Here is a 15,888-nt window from a genome sequence, read left to right on the forward strand (position 1 = left end):
GACAGTCATTGTGGTTTCAACGGGAAGGAGCGTGCCATGAAAGGACAGTCCCTGCGGTTTTGTCTGGGCCTGAGCGCCGGTCTGCTGTGTGCCGGTACCGGTCAATCGATGGCGGCGTCTGCACCGATGCCGCCGAACGTGGAGCAGTTCGTGTTTGGCACGCTGCCCGACGGGCGCACCGTGCACGGCTATCGCATCTCCAATGATCGGCAGCTGCGCATGGAGGTGATCGAGTACGGCGGCATCATCACCTCGCTTGAAACGCCGGACCGCGACGGCCACATGGCCGACATCGTGCTGGGCTTCAATTCGCTGGAGGACTACCGGGCGCCGGCCTATCAAAAGCTCAACCCCTACTTCGGCGCGCTGATCGGGCGCTACGGCAATCGCATCGCGGACGGGCGCTTTACGCTGGAAGGCCAGACGTATCAGTTGGCCACCAACGATGGCCCCAACCACCTGCACGGCGGCGATGAGGGCTTCAATCAGAAGCTCTGGCAGGCCACACCGTTTTCCTCGAGCGAGGGCAGCGGCGTGGTGATGCGCTACACCAGCGCCGACGGCGAGGAGGGCTATCCGGGCGAGCTGGCCGTCGAGGTCAAATACACCCTGACCCATGACGACCGGCTTGCCATCGACTACAGCGCGCGCACCACGAAGGCCACTCCGGTCAATCTGACCCAGCACAGCTACTTCAACCTGGACGGCGAGGGCAGCGCGAGCATCCTCGATCACGTCATGACGATCGATGCCGCCGCCTATACGCCGGTCAACGAGACGCTGATCCCCACCGGCGAGATCGACTCTGTCGCCGGCACGCCGTTTGATTTCACCACGCCCATGCCGATCGGGGCGCGCATCGAGGCCGACAACGAGCAGCTCGATCGTGGCCAAGGCTACGATCACAACTTCGTGCTCAAGCGTGCGCCCTCCTCAACGCCCGAGCGGGCCGCGCGGGTCACCTCGCCGGCCAGCGGCCGCGTGCTGGAGGTGCTGACCACCGAGCCGGGACTGCAGTTCTATTCGGGCAATTTTCTGGATGGCAGCGTCAGTGGCAAAAGCGGGCGCGCCTATGGTCAGCGCTCGGGACTGGCGCTGGAGACCCAGCACTTCCCGGATTCGCCCAATCAGTCGGGCTTCCCTTCCACCATTCTCCAGCCCGGCGAGACGCTTGAAAGCCACACGGTCTATCGCTTCACCACTGAAGACTAATCCTCGCGTCACGCCACACAAACAGCGCCCCGCGGCATCTGCCGCGGGGCGCTGTTGTATCCACCGATGTCGCAGGCGTTGATCAGGGCTTTTTATCACCCAGACCGCACTGTCCCGACGCGCAGCTTTCACAGCGCTGGCGACCGGTCAGCCAGCCCGAGATGCGATAGCGCCTGGGGGCAAACCACAGATAGACCCGGTCGGCCACGGGGCGAATCAGCGGCCAGCGCAGCGGCGCGGTCAACCAGCCGCGGCCGACCAGCGACCAGGCGCGGTGAGTCACATCCAGCCCGCGAATGCGCTTGCCGTCGACGTCGCCCAGCAAAATGGCGCTGGCCTCCTCACGATCCACGTCCGGGTAGCGGCTCGTGAAGTTGTCGGCGTGAATGTCCTCGAACGCGATGCGCTGTTCGCGATCAAGTCGGCGCAAATGATTGATCTCGTTGACGCACAGCGGGCAGGTGCCGTCATAAAACAGCGTCAGATCGGCCATGGAAGGCTCCCGGCGGGTGAAGAGGCATGGTGACAGGATAGCCCATGAGAGGCCCTGGCGGGGGATGGCCGCCTCGGATCAACGCTTCGAACCTCGTGTAAGGGGACTGACACCTCGGCGTGCTACAACATGGCCCTCATGTATCGGGCGAGATGGTTGCCCGACCGGGAAGCCGGGGGCTTTCATGTCTGAGGTTGCTCGTTTGAACAGTCGCGTCGGTGAGGTTTTTCTGGCCTTTCTGGTGCTGGGCCTGACCGCCTTTGGCGGCCCCATCGCGCATCTGAGCTATTTCCGCAATGAGTTTGTCACGCGGCGTCGCTGGCTGTCGGAGCAGGACTACGCCGATCTGGTGGCGCTGTGCCAGTTTCTGCCGGGCCCGGCCAGCAGCCAGGTGGGCTTTGCGCTGGGGCTGATGCGCGCCGGCGGCTGGGGAGCCGCGGCGGCATGGACGGCCTTTACCCTGCCCTCCGCCGTGGTGCTGGTACTGTTCGCGCTGGGTTCGGCGTTCATGGAAGGGCCCATCAGTCAGGGCATCATCCACGGCCTCAAGGTGGCCGCGGTGGCCATCGTGGCCCATGCCGTGTGGGGGATGGCGCAAAATCTCTGCCCCGACAAGCGCCGTGTCGCCATTGCGCTGGTGGCAGTGCTGATGGCGCTGCTGGTAGGCGGCTCGGCGGGTCAGGTGGGGGCGATCGTGATCGGGGCTGTGGTCGGGCTGTTCTGGTGTCGGGGTCAGGGCGTGCCGACGGCGCATGACATGGCGCCTGGCGTCTCGCGACGGGCCGGGCGGTTTGCAGCGATCGGCTTTGTCGCGCTGCTGGCCGGGCTGCCCCTGCTGGCCTGGGCCACGCCATCGCTTGTCGTTGCCATGATGGACGCCTTCTATCGAGCCGGCGCGCTGGTCTTTGGCGGCGGCCATGTGGTGCTGCCGCTACTTGAATCCGGGGTCGTGCAGACCGGCTGGGTTTCGGAGGATGATTTTCTGACCGGCTATGGCGCCGCCCAGGCCGTGCCGGGGCCACTGTTTACCTTTGCCGCCTATCTGGGCGCGGTGATCGCGCCGGGAACGGGCGCGCTGATGGGCGCGGTGCTTGCGCTGCTGATGACCTTTCTGCCCGGCATGCTGCTGCTGGTCGCCGTGCTGCCCTGGTGGCACGACTTGCGGCAGCTGGCGCGCGTTCAGGGCGTGATGCGCGGTGCCAATGCCGCGGTGGTCGGCATTCTGGGTGCGGCGCTCTATCAGCCGGTCTGGACCAGCGCCATTGTCGGCCCTCGTGAGTTCGTGCTGGCCCTGACGGGCTTTTTGCTGCTGGGCGTCTGGAAACTGCCCGCCTGGGCCGTGGTGATCGCGATGGCCACCGGCGGGCTGCTCATTACCCTATAGGCGTGTTGCCTGCCTTTGAGTCGACAGCGCTCAGCCGGTGCCGGCAAGCTGAAGCACCAGCGGCATGGCCAGCATCGCCAGCAGCGTCTGGCCGGTGATGATCGCCGCCATCAGCTCGGCATCGCCGCCGAGCTGGCGGGCCAGAATGTAGGCAGACGTTGCCGTGGGCAGCGCGGCAAACAGCAGCGCCACGTTGCGCTCCACGCCGTGCAGTCCCACCAGCCAGGCAAGGCCTGCCACCAGCAGCGGCGTGACCACAAGCTTCACCGCGCTTGAAAGCCAGAACGCCCGCCCACCGCGCCATAGCGCGCTCAGACGCAGCGCCACCCCCACGGCCACCAGCCCCAGCGGCAAGGCGGCCTGCCCCAGCAACTCAAGGGCGGGTTCGGTCACGCCGGGCAGACCGATACCGCTGACGTTGAGGGCCACGCCCACCAGGCAGGCCAGAATCAAGGGGTTGCGCGCCAGCGCCAGCACGCTTTTGCTCACGCTGGCCGGCCCCTGATGGTCAGAGATAGTGCCGGAGACGATAAAGGCCAGCACGCATAAAATATTGGCCGTGGGCACCATCAGGGCGATCGCGACCGCCGCGACGGTCAGTCCGGGTTCGCCGTAAAGCGCCCCAGCGCCGGCCACGCCGACATAGGTGTTAAAGCGCACCACGCCCTGAAAGGCCGAGGTGAATACCGATGGCGACAGCGCCAGACGCGCGCGCGCCAGCCACAGCCCGGCACCCAGCAGCAACATGGCGCCCAGTAGCGTCACGGCCAGCGGCAGTACCGACACCTGACTGACATCAGCGGTGGCCAGTGTGGCCACCAGCATGGCGGGAAAGAGCAGGTAATAGATGACGCGCTCGAGCCGCGGCCAGAAGTCACCGCCGGGAAAACGCGCCCGGCCCAGCACCGCACCCAGCGCGATCAGGGCAAAGAGCGGGGCCAGCGCATCAACGATGCTGCTCATGGGTCATCCTTGTCTCAACGCGGCGGCTGTCGCCCCATATTCCCTGATAGGGTTTTAGCGCGCCAGAAAATCGATCGCCGCCAGATAGCCGAAGCTGCCCATGCCGGCGATCACGGCCTCGGCGCGGGCGGAGACATACGAATGATGGCGAAACGCCTCGCGGGTATGAATGTTGGACAGATGCACTTCCACGACTTGACCCTCGAACGCCTTGAGCGCGTCCAGAAGCGCCACCGAAGTGTGCGACCAAGCCGCCGGGTTGATAACGATGGCATCAAAGCGTCCACGCGCCTCGTGGATGCGATCGAGCATCACGCCTTCGTGGTTGGTCTGCAAAAAATCGGTCCCCACGCCCTTGTCGAAGGCGCGGTGGCGAATGGCATTTTCGATGTCGGCAAGCGTTTCATGACCGTAGATGTCCGGTTCGCGCTTGCCCAGCAGGTTCAGATTGGGGCCGTTGAGGATTAAAACGTTCATCGTGACTCCGGACGGATGGGGCGTGACGCGGCATACGCCGGATCATAGGCGATATCGCGGCACGGCGCACATTCCGGGATCGTGCCGGGCACCGGGATCAGCGCGGCGGTGCGCCGTGCAGACGCGACTGCGCCGCCAGTCGAATCGGTGCGTTGGCCGCGCCGAAGTGGGCGTAATTCCCGCGGCGTTCAACGACTTCAAAATGAAAGCGCCCGGCAAATACTTCGGTGTAGGCGTGGAAGAACTCGCCCTCTTCGTTTCGATCGTAAAGGACGTTGCGACGGCGCATGGCCTCCAGAAGCAGGTCATCAAGCTCGATCCGGGCGGCCAGGTCGTCGTAATAGTTGTCCGGAATGGGCAGCAGTGTCACGCCGTTGGCGAGCAATCGATCCAGCGTGGCAAAGATGTCGTCGGTGGCCAGAGCAATCTGCTGAATGCCGCCGCGGCCCTCGTTCATGAAACGCCCGGGCATTGTCTCGACGGCGGGCGAGGTGTTCAGCGCCATGCGGATGGTGCTGTCATGGCTGATCAGGGCCTGGCTGAAGATCAGGCCGTTGGGATCGGCCAGCTCGTTTTCGCCATCGGCATCAAAGTCGAAGACGGTACGAAAGAACAGCTGCCAGCGCAGCATCTGCGTCGGCGCCACCGCCGTTGAAAGGTGATCGATGCCGGTGATGCCGGCCTCGATGCGCGCGGGCGCCTCGAACAGGTTGAAATCGGTCCGCCACTGTCGATCGCGGGCGGTCTCGGGGTCGACCAGATAGATCAGGCTGTCATTGATGCCGCGCACGGCCGGCAGGCGCATCTCGCCGGGGCCCACGGGCCCGTCATGGGCGCGGGCGCCGAAAGCGCGGGCGCGTGCCATGGTCAGGCCGGGATTGTCGGCACGAAAACCGACGGCACACACCGAGATGCCGTGCATGAGCCGGTAGGTATGGGCAAAGGTGTGCGTGTCCATGTTGAGCACCAGATGGACCTCGCCCTGACGCCAGAGCTCGATGTTCTTGGAGCGGTGATGGCCGATATGACAAAAGCCGAGCAGGGCCAGCATCCGGCCCAGCGCCCTGGCCTGCGAGGCATCGAGGGTGAACTCCAGAAAGTGAATGCCCCGAAAGGTCGGCGACGTGGCCAGCGCGTCAGAGGCGGTCGCCTCATCCCGCAGATGCTCGGCCAGAATCATCGCGCGCATGCCATCGAGTGCCGTGTCGCGGGCGCAGGCCATGCGAAAATCGGTATTGAATATCTCGTGCGACAGCGGCCCGGCATAGCCCGTACGCCCCAGCGCGCGCATGAAACCTGCAATATCCAGACCGCCCTGGCCTGGAAAGCAGCGATAGTGGCGGCTCCAGTTGAGCAGGTCCATCTGTTTGACGGGCGCATCGGCCAGATGCACCAGCGAAATGCGCGCGCCCGGAATGTCGGCGATCGGGGCCGTGGGCAGGCCGGGTGCCAGCACGTGAAAGCTGTCCAGCACCAGCCCCAGTGAGGGATGATCGGCGCGCTCGACGATCGCCCAGGCGTGGCGGTAGTCGTTGACATGGCGCCCCCAGGCCAGCGCCTCGAAGCCGATGCGCAGACCGTGGGCGGCGGCCCGCTCGGCGAGTTCGCGCAGATCCTCGGCGGCGCGGGCATCGTCGTCCACGCCAAGTGCCGAGGTGTTGCTGCAGATCAGCATGAAATCGGTGCCCAGCGCCTTCATCAGGGCGAACTTGCGCTCGGCGCGGGCGAAATTGCGGCTGCGCTGCGGCTCGGGCATGGCCTCGAAATCGCGAAAGGGCTGCAGTGCAATGATGGTCAGGCCCAGCGACTCGGCCAGCGCCCGCACGGCCTCCGGGGTGCCGCCCCAGGAGAGCAGATCGTTTTCAAAGATTTCAATGCCGTCATAGCCGGCCCGGGCCACGGCCTCGAACTTGGCGCCCAGATCACCGCTGAGAGAGACGGTCGCAATCGCTCGCATCCTGGCTACTCCACGAACTGTATCGAAACGAAAGGGGGGTGCCGCCTGGGATCAATGCTCGAAAAACACCGTCTCGCGTGCGCCCTGAAGATGAATGTCAAAGCGATAGACCCCGTCTGTCTCGCATCGGGCCAGCAGGGTCGCACGGCGCTCGGCGGGTACCCCGGTCAGTACCGGGTCGGCGTCGTTGTCTTCATCCTCGAAATAGATCCGGGTGGCCAGCGTGTGCAGCAGACCGCGAGCCATCAGGTGTACTGCGATGTGCGGGGCCTCTTCGCCCGCCCTGCCCGGCTTGAGCGTGGCCACCGAGAAGCTGCCGTCCTCCCGGGTGGCGATACGGCCAAAGCCGTCGAAATCGGCCCGGGCGGCGTCGGTATGAAAGTGCCCTGCGCCGTCGGGCTGCCAGAGCTCCAGCATGGCGTCGTTGACCGGCGCGCCGGCGCCGTCGAGCAACCGTCCTTCAAGTCGAATGCGCCGGCCCGGGGGCAGATCATCGCCCCGGATCAGGGTGATATCACCCCTGGGCAGCAGCGCCTCGTGGAAAAAGGGGCCAACGGTCTGCGTGCCGGTGGGCAGATGCGCCGGCCGGGCGGGCGCCTCGTGCTCGGCCTGCATGATCTCCTGCGGGGTCGGGATGTGCTCAGAGGTCTCGCGGTGGGTCATGTGGTTACTCCAGCGGGGTGCCGTGGGGGCCCAGGAACATGTCAAAGCGATAGCCCAGCGCCTGACCGGGGATATCAAAGCGCCGGTCATAGCGGGCGACCATCAGCTCGCGCACGCGCCGGTCGGGGTTGGCCATGAAGATCGGGTCGATGGCCAGAAGCGGGTCGCCGGGGAAATACATCTGCGTGATCAGGCGCTGGGAAAAGGCCGCCCCCAGCACCGAGAAGTGGACATGCGCCGGGCGCCAGCCGTTGAAGTGGTTGCCCCACGGATAGGCGCCGGGCGCGATGGTGATAAAGCGGTAATACCCCTGCGCATCGGTGAGAGTGCGACCGGCGCCGGAAAAGTTGGGGTCCAGCGGGGCCGGGTGCTGATCCTTTTTGTGGGTATAGCGACCCGAGGCGTTGGCCTGCCACAGCTCGATGAGCGCATGGGGCAGGGGCTGGCCGTCGGTGGTGCGTACCTGCCCGGCGATCACGATCCTTTGTCCCAGCGGGGCGCCATCGTGCTGAACGGTCAGGTCGCTGTCCTCGCGCCCCAGGTTGTGATGGCCGTAGACCGGCGCGGTGCGCTCGGCCAGACCGCCCCGGGTAATGATGAGATTGTTGCGGGGCCCGCGCAGTCGCGTGGACTGGTAGGCGTCAAAGACCTGTGGGGGCTGGTGCTGCTCTACCGGGCCATTGAGGGTCGGGTTGAAACCGTAATCGGAATCGACGGGCATGGTGACGTCATCCTTGTCATTGATCACTCCAGCCGTGCTGGCGGGCCAGTGAAAACGCGTGGTTGGCGGCCGGGACGCCGGCATAGGTTGCGACATGCGTCAGAACCTGGCGCAGCTGAGCTTGTGTCACGCCGGTGCGATGGGCCGTTTTCAGGTGCAGGGTCAGCTCACCGTCGCGGCCCAGCGCGGCCAGAATCGCCAGCGTGATCATGCTGCGCTGGGTGACCGACAGCGTCTCGTCACCCCAGAGCTCACCCCAGGCGGTGCGGGTAATCAGGGACTGAAAGGGCATGTCCAGTTCGGTGGCGCCGGCCAGCGAGCGTGCCACGTGGTCAGGGCCCAGCACCCGGCGGCGCACTTCCAGACCCGCCTCGAAGCTGACGCCCTCCTGACGCGGCGTCAGCGGCTCGCGCAGCGCCGTGTGGAGATGGCCTGCCATGGTCTCGGGCGCCTCGACGGCGGGCACATGGCCGACGTTGTCCAGCAGGATCACGGGGGCTTCATCGAGCAGATGGCCCAGCGCCTCCAGACCCGCCGGCGGGGTGGCCGGATCGTCCCGGCCGCCCAGCAGGGTCAGCGGTGGCAGTACCGCCGCCAGCTCGTTGCGTGAAGTGGCAAAGCCTGCCAGCGCCTCGCAGATCCGGGCATAGCTTTCGCCGTCGCTTCGGGCGAGCTGATCCGTCCAGCCCTCGACCAGATCGATGGCAGCGGCCCGTGTGGCCGGCGAGAACCAGCGTTCGGCAATGCCGGCGGCCATGGCAGGCAGACCATCGCGTCGAACGCGCCCGGCGCGGTCGTGCCAGGACTGCGGCGTGGCGAGGGTGGCGCCGGTGCTGGTCAGCACCAGCCGGTTCAAACGCTCGGGCGCATGGCGCAGCAGGGTCTGACCGATGGCGGCACCGATCGAGGTGCCCACGAAGTGAAAGCGCTCGGCGCCGGCTGCATCGGCCAGCGCCAGAGCGTCATCGGCCAGACCTTCAAGCGTCACGGGTGCCGTGATACCGGCGCTGGCGCCGTGGCCCGGCAGGTCCCAGCTCAATACTCGAAAATGGGACGTCAGGTGAGAGACGAGTTCATCCCAGATGCCCTGATGCATGCCCAATGGATGGGCCAGCATCAAAAGCGGTGCTGCCTCGGGGCCGGTCAGGCGCCAGGCAATCCGGCGCTGATGTCGAACAAGAAAGCGCATGATGACCTCGCAGAGGAAGGCGTCGCGATGGCAACCGAAGGTGCCCGCCCATGGTCAGGGGGGCTTTTGCATTCTGGTGGGGGCGGTCGGCAGCAGGTGTGCCGATGTGCGCCTGTCAGCGACAAATGCGCGCACGTTAGACGATTGTTGCTCGGGGGAAGGTCGGAAAGTCTTACGACCCCTCAGGCAGATGCAGGGAAGACGGTAGAAGGGGGTGGCCAAAGTGTGGTGGACAGCGCCCCGCTATCGGGACAGATGGGCAAGCACTCGCTGGATCTGAGCATGACTACTGCCGGTATCGACGACGGCATCGGCCGGGACCGTCACGGCGAGATGGCGTGCCATGGCCTCACCATGGACCTCCAGCCCTTCGGCAATGACGGCAAGCTGCTCAAGCGCCCCTTCAAGAAGCTGCTGGGTGTCGATCAGCGCCGTCCATTCGCTGTGCCATTCGCCGGCGGCGCGCTCCAGCGGCTGGCTGGCGGCATGAATGACGGTGGTCACGTGGCCGTGAATGCGCCGGCTGGCGGCGCGGATCAGGGTAGCGCGCACGGGATTGCGCTTGTGGGCCATGGAGGAGGAGCCGCCCACGCCCTCACCGGCAGGCTCTGAAAGCTCCTGAAGCTCGCTCTGGGCCAGCAGAATGATATCGCCGGCGATCTTGTCGGCGGCGACCGCCAGGCCATCAAGGGCCGTCATCAGGGCATGGATCGGCTGACGGTTGGTATGCCAGGGCAGCAGGGGCGCGCGAAGGCCCAGCCGCTGGGCCAGCGTCGCCATGACCGCCAGACCGTCAGGCAGGCCACCGTGCACGCCCACCGGGCCGCCAAACTGGACCGGCAGACCCGCGGCATCGATATCGGCCAGTCGGCCGCGCGCTTCATCCAGCTGCACCGCCCACTGCGCGGCGCGCACGCCAAAGGTAGTGGGCAGTGCCTGCTGCATCAGGGTGCGGCCGATCATGACGGTATCAGTGTGGGCGCGCATCAACACCGCCAGCGCGTCCAGACTGCGCTCGACAAGGCCCAGCAGTACCGGCAGCCGCTGCGCGCTGAGCTGCATCAGGGCCGTATCGAGCACGTCCTGACTGGTGGCGCCGTGATGACACCACTGTCGCAGCGTCTCGGGCAGCGCGGCCTTCGCCTGCTGCACAAACGGTATCGCGGCGTTGCCGCCCAGCACGGTATCACGCTCAAGCGCGGCGGCGTCGAACACCGCCGGCGTCAGATGGTGCGCCATCGCCCGGTGCGTCCCGGCCGGCAAGATGCCGTGGTGCTCCTCGCTGTCCGCCAGCGCCAGCTCAAAGGCCAGCATGGCCTCGATCAGCGCCGGGGTATCAAAGTGCTCAAGCGCCGCCCGACTCATAAAGGGATGCTGCAACAGCTCGCGTGACATGACGCCTCCTGACGCTTGAGTCGATTGCCGGATCAGTGCTGCCGAGCGTCTGCTTCGGGCACAAATCGCGGCTTCAAAACGCCGTCGAGATCGCTGTAGGGAATGGTCAGTGTCGGCTGGCCGATGGCGTAGGGCCCCAGGGTATAGACGCCATAGGTGACGGCCATGTTGTCCTCGAGCGGGGCGGCGTTGTCGCTGGGCGAGAACGGCCAGTCTTCGGGGTCGAGATCGCGTGCCTGTTCGCTGTCTTTCATCCAGCGCTGCCAGGCGCTTTCCAGCGCTGCCTCGAAAGCCGGCTTCTGCCCTGGCTTGAGCATGTCGTCCAGCGTCACGATCTGACGGGTTCTTTCATCGATGACCATATAGGCCGTGCCCGGCAGGCCGTGGGCGCCGCCGGTCATGACATAGCTTTGAAGCTCGAGAACCAGCAGATCGTCGTGGTGACCGATCTGGCTGGCTTCCAGCGAGGTGTGATAGGGGCGCGGGTTGTCGCTTTCTTCGTTGGCGCGGGCGCTCTGGTCGAAGAAATCCTCGGCGTAGGCGTCTACCGTCGCAGGCAGCGCGTCCTCATCCACCGAGGCATCACTGATCGGGCTGCCCATGCGCACCAGGCGTCGCGCCACCTCATCGGTCAGTGCCGGGTCGTTGTCGAATTCGACCGTGCGAACCTCGACACTGGCGCAGTCATCGCCTTCGCAGTCCGGTGGCGTGAGCGTGCGGTTGACGAAGGTGGGCGAGAGGCCCTGCTGCTGATCCGGCGTGTCGGTGGCCTCAATGGTGGTCGAGGCGCTGTCCCGATCATCAACGGTCTGGTCATCGCCGGTCTGGTCGCAGGCGGTGAGTGTGAGCAGCAGTGCCGGCACGGCCAGCCATCGGTAGCGTGTTGAGGTCATCATGGGGTGTCTCTGTTCCAACGGGTGGTCGCAGTATAGGAGCGTTCAGGGTGCCGGGGCAGCGGCGCCGCGATAATGGCTGCGCCAGTAGCGATTATCCAGACTGGCCAGGGTAACCTGACGCCCGCTGCCCGGGGCATGGATCATCTGGTTGTCGCCCATGTAGATCCCGACGTGGCTGACGCTTCTCCCCGAGCCGAAAAACATCAGATCCCCCGGGCGGGCGCGTTTGATGCGCTCGAGCCCGTCGAACTGCTGCTGCGAGGTGCGGGGAATGTCGATGCCGGCGGCCAGAAAGCTGGCCTGAGTCAGGCCGCTGCAGTCCATGCCCGACGGCGTCGTGCCGCCATATCGGTAGGGCGTGCCCAGTGCGTCGCGGGCGTGGTTCATCACCAGCACTCGCTCGATCGAGAGATCCTGCTGTCCGGAAATCGGCCCCATCATGTCAGTGGTCTGCATCTCGGGCGTACCGGCACAGCCGGCAAGCCACAGGGCTGTGAACAGCAGTGACATGTCACGCAGGCGCTGTATCGGGCGCAGGGCAGGGCAGGAGAAACGCGAGACGACAGACAAAAGCATGAGCAGATTCCGATGGGCAGCGAATGCCCTGATAGTAACCGCGGGCGTCATGCGTTTTCGAGCCCTTCAGAGCATAAAAAAACCCGACGGCAGGCCGAAACCGTCGGGTCTGCGCCGGTCGAGAGAGCGGCGCAAAAAGGGTCGTGGTCGTTAGAAGCGGTAGCTGATACCGCTCATGATGACGACCGGGTCGATATCCAGGTGCGTCTTGTAGCTTTCGCCGCCGGCGCGGGCGGTGACGTTGGAGTCGATGTCCAGATACCAGGCGGCGGCGTTGACGGCCCAGTGCTCGTTGATCAAAAAGTCCACGCCGAGCTGGCCGGCCCAGCCCCAGGAGTTTTTCATCTCGAGGCTGGCGCCTTCGATGTCGACGCTTTCCGCCGAGAAGCGGGTGTAGTTTACGCCGGCGCCGACGTAGGGCTGTACCACGGAATCGGTGCCGCCCAGCGGGTAATACTGCAGGGTCAGGGTCGGCGGCAGGTGTTTGACCGAGCCGCCCTTGTCCCCGTCCAGATTGAAGTCATGCTTGAAGCGCTGCGCGGCCAGCAGTTCGACGCCCCAGTTGTCGAGAAAACGATAGCCAAAGGTGATCGCGAAGCCGCGGCCGTCCTTGACGTCGACCTTGTCCACGCCCAGTGAATCGTAATCGCCGTTGTCATCCTTCGGGGACACCTTGGCAAGGCCGGCGCGGGTGAAGAAATCGCCCTGGCCGTAGGTGGATTCTGCAGCCTGGGCGGTGCCCATGGTGGCCGTGAATGCCAGAGCGGCTATGGAAATGAGTGGCAGCGCGCGCATGTGTGTGGTTCCCCTGAACAGTTTTTCTGGCGTGGCTCGAGTACCCCTCAGGCAAGCTGCACCTGACCCGACCCGTGGTTGCTTTCAGACATTGTGACAAGCGAACGCTGTTCATTTATTGACGCACGTCAAAACACCTCAAAACAGAACATTGGCGCACAGGTGGCATGCCCGAATCATTTCAGGCAGGAGGGATAAACCAAGTGAGAGCAGGTCATTAACACATCGGTGGCGTTTCACCGGTGTGTCTTCAGGTGCCGGCTCAGGGAGAGCCTGCGCGGGGAGAGGGCTGAACGAAAGGGGGCACTGAACCAGCATGGGGTCAGCAGACGTTCAGCCCTGATACGGCGTGAATCTCATAGGGTTTTCCTGATGTTCCAACGCCGGTAATTCGAGTGTGGAACAGGCAGCGCCCGCCTAACCAAACACGGCCAGCACGGCAAAGACGCCGCCGATGGCCAGCCCTGAAATCACCAGCCAGACGAGGAGATAGCCCATGATGTCGCGCGCCGAAAGACCCGCCACGCCCAGCAGCGGCAGCGCCCAGAACGGCTGGATCTGGTTAGTCCAGCCGTCTCCCCAGGTGAAGGCCATGATGGTCTGGGCCGGATCGGCGCCAATGGCCGCTGCCGCCTCCATCATGATCGGCCCCTGAATGGCCCATTGACCGCCGCCGGAAGGAATGAAGAAATTGACGATGCCGGCACACAAAAAGGTCAGGATGGGAAATGTGGCAGGCGTGGCCAGGGCGATAACGGCCTCCGAGAAATGCGTGACCAGCCCTGACCCGGTCATCATGCCCGCAATGCCGGCATATAGAGGAAACTGCACGATAATGCCGCGGGCGGCGCTGACGCCCTTTTCTGCCGCGGCCAGATAGGCCTTCGGGCTGCGATGCAGTAAAAGCCCCAGCGCCAGAAAGAAGATGATCACGGTATTGAGATCGATGCTCAGCCCTTCTGTCATGGCGCGCGCGATCAGGTAGAGCGCTGCCATGGCCCCCAGAAAGAGGGTCGGCAGGCGGCTTTGTTCAATGCGATCCGACGGCGTGCCGTCGCTTTCGTCTGCCTGTGCGGCGGGCTCGGCATCCTTTTCGGTCATTTGCAGCGTGACGATGTGCTCGGGCTGTTTCTGACGGGCGAAAAAGGCCAGCAGTAGCGCCAGCAGCAAAAGCGTCAGGCCAATGTTCCAGCCGGAATAAAGCGTCTGCGACACCGGCACAATGCCGATCGCGTCTTCCATGAAATGCCCGGGGGTGGCGATGACCAGCGGGATCGACGATGACGGGCCGCGCACCAGCTCGCCACCGTAGGCCGCCGCCACCAGCAAGGGAAAATGGATGCCGGCGACCCGTTGGCCCATCTCCCGCGCCAGAATGGCACCGGCCACCATGCCAAAGCCCCAGTTGAGGTAGTAACAGACAAAGCTGACCACAATGGTCAGCAAAATGGCCTGACGTGGCGAGCCGGCGCGTCGGGTCAGACCGGACAGCGCCGTCTGCACCACCGGCGTCAGGGCCAGCACGTAGCCGGTCAGCAGCACCAGCGTCATCTGCATGCCGAACTGGAAAAGCGTCGAGAAGCCATCCCCCCAGTAGCCCACCATATCGACGGGCGACTGGCGGGTAATGCCCATGCCGAGGGCAAACACGATGGCGGTCAGCATCACTGCCAGTACGAACGCGCTGGGCAGATAGCGCTGAACGATGCGAACCGAGACACTGGTAATGGCTTCCATGGTGCTTCCCCGCTACATGCGTGTAGATAATGGGCCTGGACCCGTTCCAGCGCCGTGGCAACGCCCTGACCGACGCCGAGGTACATGATGCACAGGGCAAAGCGATCCTGATCCTTGCGCGAGATATTGAACTGCTCGGCAACATTCTCGGCCGTTTCGGACATCGAGTGCGTGCTGAAGTGCTTTTTCATCAGGGGCTCGGGAAAAACGCCGCCGGGGCCATGTCCCCTGTCCGTGAGGGCCCGACACTGGACGCCCGGGCATATTCACGCCATGGTCAGGGCGTACGGATCGACAGATCCCGGAATCACCGCACGAACAGGACGCACCATGAGTGATGAAAGCACCCTTTTAAACGATCAGTCGCTGGAATTTCTCGAGCGCTATCTCAACAACGCCTCCCCCACCGGCTATGAGTGGGAAGGCCAGAAACTGTGGATGGACTACCTGCGTCCGTGGGTCGATGAGTTTTTCACCGACACCTACGGCACCGCGGTCGGCGTGATCAACCCGGACGCAAAGTACAAGGTCGTGATCGAAGGCCACGCCGATGAGATCAGCTGGTATGTGAACTACATCTCCGATGACGGGCTGCTCTACGTGATCCGCAACGGCGGCAGCGACCATCAGATCGCGCCCTCCAAACGGGTCAATATCCATACCAAAAACGGCATCGTCGAAGGCGTGTTCGGCTGGCCGGCGATCCATACCCGCCGCAGCCCGGGCAGCGAAGAGCAGGCGCCCAAGCCCGATAACATCTTTATCGACGTGGGCTGTGACAACAAGGCCGAGGTCGAAAAGCTCGGCGTGCACGTGGGCTGCGTGATCACCTATCCGGACACCTTCAGCGTGCTCAACGGCAACAAGTTTGTCTGCCGCGCGCTGGATAACCGCATGGGCGGCTTCATGATTGCCGAGGTAGCCCGTCTTTTGAAGGAAAACGGCAAGACGCTGGATTTCGGCCTCTACATCGTCAATTCGGTGCAGGAAGAAGTGGGCCTGCGCGGCGCGCAGATGATCGCCGAGCGCATCCGCCCGGACGTGGCGATCGTGACTGATGTGACCCACGACACCCACACGCCGATGATCGATCCCAAAAAGGAAGGCAGCAACAAGATGGGCGCCGGCCCCGTGATTGCCTGGGCTCCGGCGGTGCAGAATCGCCTGCGCGAGCGCATTCTGGAAGTGGCCGAAAAGGGCGAGATTCCCTTCCAGCGGGTCGCCAAGTCGCGCGCCACCGGCACCGACACCGATTCGTTTGCCTACAGCAACACCGGCGTGGCCTCGGCGCTGATCTCGCTGCCGCTGCGCTACATGCACACCACCGTTGAGATGGTGCAGCGCGAGGACGTCGAAAACGTCATTCGCCTGATCTACGACACGCTTTTAAACATCAAGGACGGCGAGACGTTCAGCTATTTTGACTGAGC

15 protein-coding genes are annotated in these 15,888 nt (G+C 64.6%); 3 read left to right on the forward strand and 12 right to left on the reverse strand.

The window, feature by feature from the left end; all coding sequences use genetic code 11:
• The first annotated feature begins 36 nt into the window (after window positions 1-36).
• Entirely contained in the window at window positions 37-1,212 is a 1,176-nt protein-coding gene (locus ACS92L_RS13945) for an aldose epimerase family protein (RefSeq protein ID WP_438765648.1), read from the forward strand.
• Window positions 1,213-1,294: 82 nt separating this feature from the next.
• Here the strand turns inward: ACS92L_RS13945 and ACS92L_RS13950 are convergent, their stop codons facing one another.
• Complete coding sequence (locus ACS92L_RS13950) at window positions 1,295-1,705, reverse strand: thiol-disulfide oxidoreductase DCC family protein (protein WP_438765649.1); 411 nt, start codon at window positions 1,703-1,705, stop codon at window positions 1,295-1,297.
• 184 nt (window positions 1,706-1,889) lie between these two features.
• Between ACS92L_RS13950 and chrA the strand changes: the two genes are divergently transcribed.
• The gene (gene chrA / locus ACS92L_RS13955; protein ID WP_438765652.1) at window positions 1,890-3,089 is read left to right on the forward strand and encodes a chromate efflux transporter; all 1,200 of its coding nucleotides are present in this window, start codon (window positions 1,890-1,892) and stop codon (window positions 3,087-3,089) included.
• A gap of 30 nt (window positions 3,090-3,119) precedes the next feature.
• Here the strand turns inward: chrA and ACS92L_RS13960 are convergent, their stop codons facing one another.
• The 11 genes from ACS92L_RS13960 to ACS92L_RS14010 form a co-directional block, all read right to left on the reverse strand.
• On the reverse strand, window positions 3,120-4,052 hold the full coding sequence (locus tag ACS92L_RS13960; RefSeq protein WP_438765654.1) for an AEC family transporter: 933 nt from the start codon (window positions 4,050-4,052) through the stop codon (window positions 3,120-3,122).
• A 54-nt stretch (window positions 4,053-4,106) separates the two neighbouring features.
• A complete protein-coding gene (gene aroQ, locus ACS92L_RS13965; protein ID WP_438765656.1) occupies window positions 4,107-4,529 on the reverse strand; it encodes a type II 3-dehydroquinate dehydratase in 423 nt (140 codons plus the stop codon).
• A 97-nt stretch (window positions 4,530-4,626) separates the two neighbouring features.
• Complete coding sequence (locus ACS92L_RS13970; RefSeq protein ID WP_438765657.1) at window positions 4,627-6,486, reverse strand: bifunctional sugar phosphate isomerase/epimerase/4-hydroxyphenylpyruvate dioxygenase family protein; 1,860 nt, start codon at window positions 6,484-6,486, stop codon at window positions 4,627-4,629.
• Window positions 6,487-6,537: 51 nt separating this feature from the next.
• Entirely contained in the window at window positions 6,538-7,149 is a 612-nt protein-coding gene (gene pcaG, locus ACS92L_RS13975) for a protocatechuate 3,4-dioxygenase subunit alpha (RefSeq protein WP_438765659.1), read from the reverse strand.
• A 4-nt stretch (window positions 7,150-7,153) separates the two neighbouring features.
• Window positions 7,154-7,870 carry a protocatechuate 3,4-dioxygenase subunit beta gene (gene pcaH / locus ACS92L_RS13980; RefSeq protein ID WP_438765661.1) on the reverse strand — a complete coding sequence of 239 codons (717 nt, stop codon included), beginning with the start codon at window positions 7,868-7,870 and terminating at the stop codon, window positions 7,154-7,156.
• Window positions 7,871-7,886: 16 nt separating this feature from the next.
• Entirely contained in the window at window positions 7,887-9,059 is a 1,173-nt protein-coding gene (pcaDC, locus tag ACS92L_RS13985; RefSeq protein WP_438765662.1) for a bifunctional 3-oxoadipate enol-lactonase/4-carboxymuconolactone decarboxylase PcaDC, read from the reverse strand.
• Between the two features lie 243 nt (window positions 9,060-9,302).
• Complete coding sequence (locus tag ACS92L_RS13990; RefSeq protein ID WP_438765664.1) at window positions 9,303-10,454, reverse strand: lyase family protein; 1,152 nt, start codon at window positions 10,452-10,454, stop codon at window positions 9,303-9,305.
• 32 nt (window positions 10,455-10,486) lie between these two features.
• Entirely contained in the window at window positions 10,487-11,350 is an 864-nt protein-coding gene (locus tag ACS92L_RS13995) for an RsiV family protein (protein WP_438765666.1), read from the reverse strand.
• A 42-nt stretch (window positions 11,351-11,392) separates the two neighbouring features.
• Complete coding sequence (locus tag ACS92L_RS14000; RefSeq protein WP_438765667.1) at window positions 11,393-11,926, reverse strand: C40 family peptidase; 534 nt, start codon at window positions 11,924-11,926, stop codon at window positions 11,393-11,395.
• A 150-nt stretch (window positions 11,927-12,076) separates the two neighbouring features.
• Complete coding sequence (locus ACS92L_RS14005; RefSeq protein ID WP_438765668.1) at window positions 12,077-12,721, reverse strand: OmpW/AlkL family protein; 645 nt, start codon at window positions 12,719-12,721, stop codon at window positions 12,077-12,079.
• Between the two features lie 417 nt (window positions 12,722-13,138).
• Window positions 13,139-14,458, reverse strand: coding sequence for a short-chain fatty acid transporter (locus ACS92L_RS14010; protein ID WP_438765670.1), 1,320 nt, complete (start codon window positions 14,456-14,458; stop codon window positions 13,139-13,141).
• Window positions 14,459-14,788: 330 nt separating this feature from the next.
• Here ACS92L_RS14010 and ACS92L_RS14015 point away from each other — a divergent pair, with 330 nt between their 5' ends.
• Window positions 14,789-15,886 carry a M42 family metallopeptidase gene (locus tag ACS92L_RS14015; RefSeq protein WP_438765672.1) on the forward strand — a complete coding sequence of 366 codons (1,098 nt, stop codon included), beginning with the start codon at window positions 14,789-14,791 and terminating at the stop codon, window positions 15,884-15,886.
• Window positions 15,887-15,888 lie beyond the last annotated feature (2 nt).

This window comes from Kushneria halocnemicola (assembly GCF_965650455.1).
Classification (GTDB): Bacteria; Pseudomonadota; Gammaproteobacteria; order Pseudomonadales; family Halomonadaceae; genus Kushneria.

Excerpts from the sequence above, each read along its gene's own strand:
- pcaH (WP_438765661.1), bottom strand. The coding sequence starts at position 7,870 with ATGCCCGTCGATTCCGATTACGGTTTCAACCCGACCCTCAATGGCCCG.
- ACS92L_RS13945 (WP_438765648.1), top strand. The coding sequence starts at position 37 with ATGAAAGGACAGTCCCTGCGGTTTTGTCTGGGCCTGAGCGCCGGTCTG.
- ACS92L_RS13990 (WP_438765664.1), bottom strand. The coding sequence starts at position 10,454 with ATGTCACGCGAGCTGTTGCAGCATCCCTTTATGAGTCGGGCGGCGCTT.
- ACS92L_RS14005 (WP_438765668.1), bottom strand. The coding sequence starts at position 12,721 with ATGCGCGCGCTGCCACTCATTTCCATAGCCGCTCTGGCATTCACGGCC.
- aroQ (WP_438765656.1), bottom strand. The coding sequence starts at position 4,529 with ATGAACGTTTTAATCCTCAACGGCCCCAATCTGAACCTGCTGGGCAAG.
- ACS92L_RS14000 (WP_438765667.1), bottom strand. The coding sequence starts at position 11,926 with ATGCTTTTGTCTGTCGTCTCGCGTTTCTCCTGCCCTGCCCTGCGCCCG.
- pcaDC (WP_438765662.1), bottom strand. The coding sequence starts at position 9,059 with ATGCGCTTTCTTGTTCGACATCAGCGCCGGATTGCCTGGCGCCTGACC.
- ACS92L_RS13960 (WP_438765654.1), bottom strand. The coding sequence starts at position 4,052 with ATGAGCAGCATCGTTGATGCGCTGGCCCCGCTCTTTGCCCTGATCGCG.
- ACS92L_RS13995 (WP_438765666.1), bottom strand. The coding sequence starts at position 11,350 with ATGATGACCTCAACACGCTACCGATGGCTGGCCGTGCCGGCACTGCTG.
- ACS92L_RS14015 (WP_438765672.1), top strand. The coding sequence starts at position 14,789 with ATGAGTGATGAAAGCACCCTTTTAAACGATCAGTCGCTGGAATTTCTC.
- ACS92L_RS13970 (WP_438765657.1), bottom strand. The coding sequence starts at position 6,486 with ATGCGAGCGATTGCGACCGTCTCTCTCAGCGGTGATCTGGGCGCCAAG.
- chrA (WP_438765652.1), top strand. The coding sequence starts at position 1,890 with ATGTCTGAGGTTGCTCGTTTGAACAGTCGCGTCGGTGAGGTTTTTCTG.
- ACS92L_RS14010 (WP_438765670.1), bottom strand. The coding sequence starts at position 14,458 with ATGGAAGCCATTACCAGTGTCTCGGTTCGCATCGTTCAGCGCTATCTG.
- pcaG (WP_438765659.1), bottom strand. The coding sequence starts at position 7,149 with ATGACCCACCGCGAGACCTCTGAGCACATCCCGACCCCGCAGGAGATC.
- ACS92L_RS13950 (WP_438765649.1), bottom strand. The coding sequence starts at position 1,705 with ATGGCCGATCTGACGCTGTTTTATGACGGCACCTGCCCGCTGTGCGTC.